The sequence below is a fragment of the Acetobacter papayae JCM 25143 genome (assembly GCF_000613285.1).
In the GTDB taxonomy this organism is placed as follows: Bacteria; Pseudomonadota; Alphaproteobacteria; order Acetobacterales; family Acetobacteraceae; genus Acetobacter; species Acetobacter papayae.
In genome coordinates this window covers 1-6,907 of the sequence record NZ_BAIN01000095.1, presented here as the reverse complement: position 1 = coordinate 6,907, position 6,907 = coordinate 1, and the positions used below count along the sequence as shown (strand labels likewise).

At 62.6% G+C, this 6,907-nt stretch carries 9 protein-coding genes and 2 pseudogenes; 1 reads left to right on the top strand and 10 read right to left on the bottom strand.

Annotated features, from left to right (window positions below; genetic code table 11):
* Positions 1–331: 331 nt before the first annotated feature.
* The 8 genes and pseudogenes from JCM25143_RS13925 to JCM25143_RS24405 form a co-directional block, all read right to left on the bottom strand.
* The gene (locus JCM25143_RS13925; protein WP_025861652.1) at positions 332–1,003 is read right to left on the bottom strand and encodes a lytic transglycosylase domain-containing protein; all 672 of its coding nucleotides are present in this window, start codon (positions 1,001–1,003) and stop codon (positions 332–334) included.
* Positions 1,000–1,341, bottom strand: a complete 342-nt coding sequence (locus tag JCM25143_RS13920; RefSeq protein ID WP_025861651.1) for a DUF736 domain-containing protein — start codon at positions 1,339–1,341, stop codon at positions 1,000–1,002. Before JCM25143_RS13920 ends, JCM25143_RS13925 begins: the two co-directional genes overlap by 4 nt.
* A gap of 58 nt (positions 1,342–1,399) precedes the next feature.
* Positions 1,400–2,029, bottom strand: coding sequence for a S26 family signal peptidase (locus JCM25143_RS13915; protein ID WP_025861650.1), 630 nt, complete (start codon positions 2,027–2,029; stop codon positions 1,400–1,402).
* Positions 2,026–2,513: pseudogene (locus tag JCM25143_RS19925) on the bottom strand (DUF2840 domain-containing protein). Before JCM25143_RS19925 ends, JCM25143_RS13915 begins: the two are co-directional and overlap by 4 nt.
* Positions 2,510–3,465, bottom strand: a pseudogene (locus JCM25143_RS19920) (replication initiator protein A). The pseudogenes JCM25143_RS19925 and JCM25143_RS19920 overlap by 4 nt, the downstream one beginning before the upstream one ends.
* Positions 3,466–3,578: 113 nt before the next feature.
* Positions 3,579–3,878 carry a helix-turn-helix transcriptional regulator gene (locus tag JCM25143_RS13900; protein WP_025861649.1) on the bottom strand — a complete coding sequence of 100 codons (300 nt, stop codon included), beginning with the start codon at positions 3,876–3,878 and terminating at the stop codon, positions 3,579–3,581.
* Positions 3,879–3,974: 96 nt separating this feature from the next.
* Positions 3,975–4,496, bottom strand: a complete 522-nt coding sequence (locus JCM25143_RS13895; RefSeq protein ID WP_234395311.1) for a DNA -binding domain-containing protein — start codon at positions 4,494–4,496, stop codon at positions 3,975–3,977.
* Positions 4,497–4,554: 58 nt separating this feature from the next.
* Complete coding sequence (locus JCM25143_RS24405; protein WP_081773602.1) at positions 4,555–4,761, bottom strand: transcriptional regulator domain-containing protein; 207 nt, start codon at positions 4,759–4,761, stop codon at positions 4,555–4,557.
* A 270-nt stretch (positions 4,762–5,031) separates the two neighbouring features.
* On the opposite strand from JCM25143_RS24405, the gene JCM25143_RS13890 reads away from it, so the two are divergent.
* The gene (locus tag JCM25143_RS13890) at positions 5,032–5,283 is read left to right on the top strand and encodes a helix-turn-helix domain-containing protein (RefSeq protein ID WP_025861646.1); all 252 of its coding nucleotides are present in this window, start codon (positions 5,032–5,034) and stop codon (positions 5,281–5,283) included.
* A 50-nt stretch (positions 5,284–5,333) separates the two neighbouring features.
* Here JCM25143_RS13890 and JCM25143_RS13885 read toward each other — a convergent pair whose 3' ends face one another.
* Both JCM25143_RS13885 and JCM25143_RS13880 read right to left on the bottom strand, forming a co-directional pair.
* Positions 5,334–5,651, bottom strand: coding sequence for a DUF736 domain-containing protein (locus tag JCM25143_RS13885; protein ID WP_025861645.1), 318 nt, complete (start codon positions 5,649–5,651; stop codon positions 5,334–5,336).
* A 649-nt stretch (positions 5,652–6,300) separates the two neighbouring features.
* Positions 6,301–6,666, bottom strand: a complete 366-nt coding sequence (locus JCM25143_RS13880) for a hypothetical protein (protein ID WP_025861644.1) — start codon at positions 6,664–6,666, stop codon at positions 6,301–6,303.
* Positions 6,667–6,907: the final 241 nt, after the last annotated feature.

The window sequence follows — 6,907 nt, the reverse complement described above, 5'->3', positions numbered from 1 at the left end:
GATTTTCCCAGCCCGGGACACCCTGCCGCCGGCCCGCTGCACGGAGGCCAGCACCTGCGTCACGAAGGGTCGCGCCTGCCGGGCGCGGGTGGAGCGGATACGCCCTGGCCGGACCCGGAATTTTTCGTCCCTGTTCATGAAAAATGTCCTGCACCGCGCGAAAGATCGCGTCGGATCAAAGAGATGACACCTTGTCGCGAGGTGCGGAATTTCCACGCACCTCGCGACAAGACTTCAAAAACCCCGGAAAACCACCATCCCAACCGAGCCGCGATGTGCGGCCTTTTATCCAGCCCTAACTTTTTCTGCCCTTTTCCGGGGTTTTCACGCCTCACTGGACCTGATCCGCTCCCCTCAGCGGGACCATGCCGGACCTCTCCCCGGCATGCCCTGCGAAGAGGTCGTCGGGAGCAGCAACATGACGTGCCGTGGGTGCTCGAAACGCATCGGGATAGCCAGAAACGAAGAGCGCAGCCGTCATCCAGGAACGAGCCAGAAAGGACAAAAAAGAAATGGGAAGATGGAGGTCAGACGATGGGTTTTTCATCAGCCGTTTGACGAATTCCACGTAGGAAGCCGTCTCGGATGGCAATGGCCGACCAGTCGCCAGATGGTCGTCATAACGACCGGGACCTGCGTTATAGGCCGCGAGAAATCCCGCATCGCCATAGCGGTCATGCAGCCATCGCAGATAGGCTGCTCCGGCCGCAATGTTGTCATGCGGATCGAAGGGATCGCCCCCCAGATTCAGCGCACGCCGGACATCCTTCCATGTGCCGGGCATAAGCTGCATCAGCCCCATCGCACCGGCGCCGGAAACTGCGTGCGGGTCGCCGGCACTTTCGGCATGGAGGACGGCCCTCACCCATGCTGGCGGGATCGCGTTCCGCTCCGCCGCTTGACGCACCAGATCATCCCAATCCTGCGCATGGACCGGAATGGGCGAGAGCGACAGCGCAAGCACGGCCAGCACGCCAGCGGATATAAAAAACCGGGCACTCATTCCCGACCAACTGGACGTTTTACAGGCCGGTTCCAGACCAGTTGCCACTCACGCCCGCCCCGCCCGACCTGGAACAGCGTAGCACGGATTGGCTGCACGAAACTGGGATCGTCGAGCACGATGGAGATATATTCACCGGCGCGCTCCCCGGTACGTTTCCATCCGGCTCCAATCTCGGGTGCTGAATCACCATCACCGAGATGGATGCGATAATCCGGGGCATTTTCCGCGCCATTGTTTTCCACTGGCACGAAGGTCAGTTCGGCATCCAGCGACAGGGTGCGCACGCGACCAGCAAATCCATCGACGGTGCGGGTAAAAAATCCGATCTGGCTCATGAGAAAAATCCTTTCGGAAATGATAGGGATGATGGAAAATCCGTGTGCTTTACGATCATCATTGGATGGGGGGCTCGCTCTCTTTTGCGGGCATCATTGGCGGTCCCAGAAGCGGCCGTTTCCGCACCGGATCGCGCAGATCCGGGAGGGGATCGAAATGCGGAAGCGGTTGCTCTGCCTCGCCCGTGCGGACATGAACCGGCACCGCACGCCCGATGACGGTATCCATCGACAGGAGGCCGAAATACCGCCCGTCCAGGCTGGTCGGCACGGCGGCGTTCATGACGAACACCTGCCCCGGCCCGAGACGTTGGCAGCCCTGCCAGACTGGCAGCTTACGGCCCCGATGATCGATGGTCTTCGCGTCACCGACGGGCTTGCCGTCGATGGTGACATGCGCGCCAATCCGACAGACACTCTGCCCCTCCAGTGCTGCCACAGGCTTAAGCAGCGGCACACCAAACGGCAGGTAGCCGCGTATCGCCAGCAGCATCGCGTCGCGCTCGGAAAGGCGGAGCGCGACGATGTCACCGACATGGATCGGGACGGTGGGCTGGATGCGATACAGACCCACCGGAACGCTGGCCGTTTCATTCCAGACCCAGCGCGGCGCGGGATGAAACACCAGCGAGGCGCCCACGCCGAGCACGGCGAAATACGTGGTGAAGAACCATGCACGCCGGGTCATGACATGGCCCTCCTGCGAAGCCACGCCTCGTGGCGCTCCCGCGTGTAGAGACGTGGCTCCTGAGCCGCCGTGAGTCGATGATGCAGGTGCCGCCAGTGATCGGGACAGGCAGCCGCAGGATCAATTCCCAGCGCCTCCACGCCGTCGATCGCCTCCAGCACGCGCCGCACCTTGGGCCAGCCGCTCTGGCGCAGCAGGCTCTCGCCACCAGGGCGCACGAACGGCACGGTCTGGCAGGCTTCCCGAGCGTCCACGGCGCGCACGATGTCGATGCAGGACACGACGGTCCCGAAATCGTTGGCAGCCCAGCGGATGAAGCGAACACGCTGTCTGGCGTGAAGCTCATCAGCCTGCGCCGACGGTCGAGAATACGATCCTCGACGGGACGGCCGAACCGGATCCAGTGCTCGATACGCTTCTCGATCCACGTCAGTTCAACCATGGTGAGGACAGAGTCGTCCGGCCGGAAAGAACGGGCGGTCATGGGACACCGACCATGCGATCCGCGACCGCTTCCCGAGCCTTTTCTCCACGCCCCGACCGGGCAGCCGGAAGAGGAGCGAAAAGACCGAAATCCCCTACATAATAAGTTATTATATTAGTTATATAAGTTACGGGGCTGAATCCGCTTTTGAAAACAACGCACTGCGACGTTTTCTGCACCGTCGGCAACGGTATTTCCGCACCGTGAGCAATGGTATGTTCCGCATCCTGACCAACGGTAGAATTCACACGGTTATCCACAGAACCGGTGGGTAATACCGTTGGGGAGATACGCAGGACTGGCTGTTTTCCGCCATAAATAACCTTGCAGTCGTAACCTGGGACGACTTGGCGACGGGCAATGCCGGCGACGTCGATCACGAAATTCCGCCAGGGAGAGAGGGTGCCGGACCGGGCATGAAGATCACGAAGATCGAAACGCCATCCATCTTTCTGTCGACCGGCATGTCGGCGCGCCAGACGGTAAAGCCACCGCTCCAGGCCGCCATAAAGACGGAAATAGGCGGGATCGACGCTCAGGACATGAGAGCGATCACAGGCCATCTCCATGAGCCAGTCCGGCAGGGTCAGGGCCACCCCATCCTCACGGGAAATCCGGACGTCACTGATCCAGCGAACGGCTTCTCGCGCCACTCCGGCTCCTGCCGCAGGCTGGTGGTGACGCGCGTTTCCGCCAGACGCGCGAGGGCGCCATAAAGCCGGCGATACTGGTGGGCGCCGTCAGCCCATCCCAGATCCTGGAACAGCCGCCACGGGGTGAAGCGCACATGGCGCGACACCCACAGATCGTGGTTGAGGGCATCGACGATCTGGCCGGTCAGCCAGAGCAGGATATCGGCGTCCCGGATCGTCGCCATGCCCAGAGGAGCCGAGGCTTCGACAACGATTTCCATCTGACGCGAGCGGTAGCGAAGGGGCTCAAGGCGCGCCATGTGCCCCAGCGCGAAAAACGGACGGCCCATCAGATCGCGGATGTCGCGGGGCCGAGCCGAGCCCGTGACCACGAAACGGCGGTCGGGCTGACGCCAGCTATCGGCGGCCGGCATCATCGTCCGTTACTCCGCTGCTGGGCTTTGCGAGCCCTGGCCTGCAATCGGATGATGTAGGCGCGCGGGTCGGATGGCATCGGGATGCCGCCACCGTCTCCGGTGGAGAGCCTGACGTTCAGATCGGCCCAGGCGCACAGGTCTTCGACGGCATAGACGATCCGGCCGCCAAGCTGGCGGTAGAGCGGACCGGTGCCGCAACTCCGGTGTTTTTCGAGGGTGCGGATGGACAGGCCAACGAAATTGGCCGCGTCCGGGGTGCGCAGATAGCGCGGTGGCAGTGTCGGCTGGACACGCATGGGGTCTTCCTCCCGTTGGAGCGGGCCGCGTGCGGAATGTCGCGGCTCATGGGAGGACGCTGCCGGAGAATGGTCTGTGGGGAGGGATGACAAAGTTCAGGCCGCCAGACTGTCACCCCCCTGCTTCAGCCCCTGAAGGAGAGCAATGTGTCCGCCGTTCAGATAGAAACCGGCACCGTCGAGATCGCGGTAGAAAGCCCGATGCCATGAGCTGGCACGCCATTCATTGCGGGACAGGCGCAGGATATGCTCACCGTAGATGCCGGCCGCGATCCGTCGGACCGCCACCCCCATGCGCCGGCCTTCGGCAATGCAGAGCATGCGTATCTGCCGCAGTTTCTGCTGGGGACTCAGGCGCAGCGTAGAGGGAAGAGGACCGGGCATCTGACCGGCAAGCAGGCGGCCGAAGCGCGCAACGCAAGCCAGACGGGTCGTGAGGTGCCTGTCATCGATGATGAACCAGGTTCCTGGTGCGTCGGGCTGTCGATCGACGACAATGACGATGCGCAGCGGGCCTGCCGCGCTGTCCAGCACGAGATGGATGCCGTCGGGACCGTCATGTCGTGCCCGCGCGTATGGCGCGAGACGGGACAGGATGTCACCCCCATCGCCACGCACGGCGACCTCCGGCGCGATGTCCGGATCCCAGAAAGCAGGGGCAAGCCAGGCAGGGAGATCAGGGTCGACAGGGAAAACGCAACCCCCAACGACGGGCGAAGGCGCGCCATGCTTCGGCGTCAACCTTGCCCATCCGAATTATTGCTGCATGATCGTGTCGATAGGCCGGATTATGCCGCAGCCATTCCTGGGCGAGACCGGCAGTGTCGAGCCCGGCGAAGGCGCGACGAAGGGGTGCGGCATCCCATGGCCGGATTGTCGGCACGCCCCCTCCCCCGATATGTCATGGATTCGACCCAGTATCCGGTGCGGAACCGAAACGGGTAGTCCCGAAGACTCAGGGAGGTGATCCCGAAAATATCGGGTGGGATCGTGATTATTTGGAGGGAGATGGAGGATTCAGGCCGTATGGGCGCGAAAGACCGGTTTTTCCGGCATCACGTGATGTGCTTGGCACATCACTCCGGCGAGTGAGAAACCGTCCGTGTATTATAATACGTAGCGCGATAATACACAAATCGTTCCTATCCTGCGGATGGACATCCGAGGACTTTTCGGCGCGAACGTGAGGCGCCTGCGACGCGCCGCCGGTCTCAGCCAGGAAGCCCTGGCGGAACGGATGGGCGTGGACCGCGCCTATATCAGCTGGATCGAGACCGGGCGTCAGAACGCGACGCTGCTCTCGCTGTGGCATGCGTCGCAGGCGCTGGGCGTGCGGCCGGCGACGTTACTGGATGAAAGCCACGTTGTCGCGACAGAAGAGGCACCGACCGGCGGGAAGCCGTAACTGGCCTGAAGAAGAAAACCCCTCCGGCGAACCGGAGGGGCCGGGGGTGGTCAGTCCCCGTTGCGCGGGCGCTGGCGGCTCCAGACCAGATTGTAGGCGCCCCCTTCCTCTTCGAAGAGGCTGGCGAAGATCGGACCGGGAAGGGTCGGATCGTCTAGCTTTACGCTGAGATATTCACGCCAGTCCGTGGTGTGCTTGATCCAGGCTGCTCCGGCTTCAAGTTTTCCGATCTGGACCCGGAAGTTGGGAACATTGTCGCTGGCCCGGTTGGCTTCGGGCACGAAGCGGATACCCCGGATTTTCTGTGTCAGGGTGACAATCTCGCCCTCGTAACCCTCGCCGACCTTTTTGAATGAACCGATGATCATTGTCCTGTCTCCTGGCTTGTATCGGGCCGCGACCACCGTGGCCTCGATGGCCATCGTCAGCCCGGAGACGACCGGCGGCGCACCTGCGTGCAGGCCGGAGCAACGCGGAGGACGGCAGGACCGGAACTTTGTTGCCTCGCGAGGAATGACGGCGCAGCCGGCAGGGGAAGAAAGTTGCGGGCCGCCGTTGCGCCATAGCCGGGCGAGGCGAAGCCGGTCTTCGGGCAGATCGGCCATATCGAGAGGCCATGGTGTGCGGCATCGTCAGCCCTGTGGAGAAACAGGTCAGTCCGTCGTGTTCCATGGCAGGGGCGTGAGATGCCGGGGGATATCCGTTTCTCGACACTATGGAGATCGAACCGTATCCGTCGCCGGGAAAACCCGCTGGCCGGTACCATGTTCCCTGCCCTTCCGGCTCGACAGACGGGACGTTGACGCTGGGCCGCCAGTTACGCCAGCAGAACGGCATGCGTTTTCCGTACTGAAGCTGACCGCCGTTTCACCCCGGTTGGTGTATGTACCGGGCTTCTCTCGCAAAAGGAAAGGTGCTGCCCTCACCTACCCCCTGGTCCGCCAGAGGCCGCGCAACGGGCACTGACCACCCCACGTTGACCTTTGGACCCGGTCGCAGGTATTCTGACACCGGGACTTACGCGGGCTGGATGGTGCAGAGCCGTGTCCATGCCGCTCCACCGACGCACAGCGCGCCGAACGTCGCGAAAAGGTAAGCTGGGATGGTGCCCATATCGCCCATGCCGGAGAAGCCGAGCGTCATGCCGAACCCCGCCAACACAGCCGGCAGGGCGAGCAGGAGCGACACCAATGTCCGGAGCGCGGGATCGCGCGAGGACGCCAGGATGGCGTGAGCGCCAGACAGCAGGCCATGGTCGTAGAGCAGAGTGCAGGCCATCGCCGCCACGAACAGCGGTGCGGCATAGACCGCGCAAAGAAACAGCAGCCAGCACAGGAAGCCGATACCGGCGAAACCCAGGACAATACCGAGACCAAGCAGCATGGATCGTATCCTTTCCACGAGGGGAAACACCGCACACATGCCGCAACGTTTCAGGAATATCCATGAAATATAAGAGTATTTTCCCAATAAATTTTCACGATCAGGACTGCGCGCGGAGCGCGCCGGACTGTGAGCGAGGCACCGTTTGTCGGTGCCTTCCGCTCGCGCCGTGGACGCGGCGCGTTGTCCTGGAAGCATTGGGGCCACGACACCAGAAACGTCCTCTTTCCGGTCATACTCT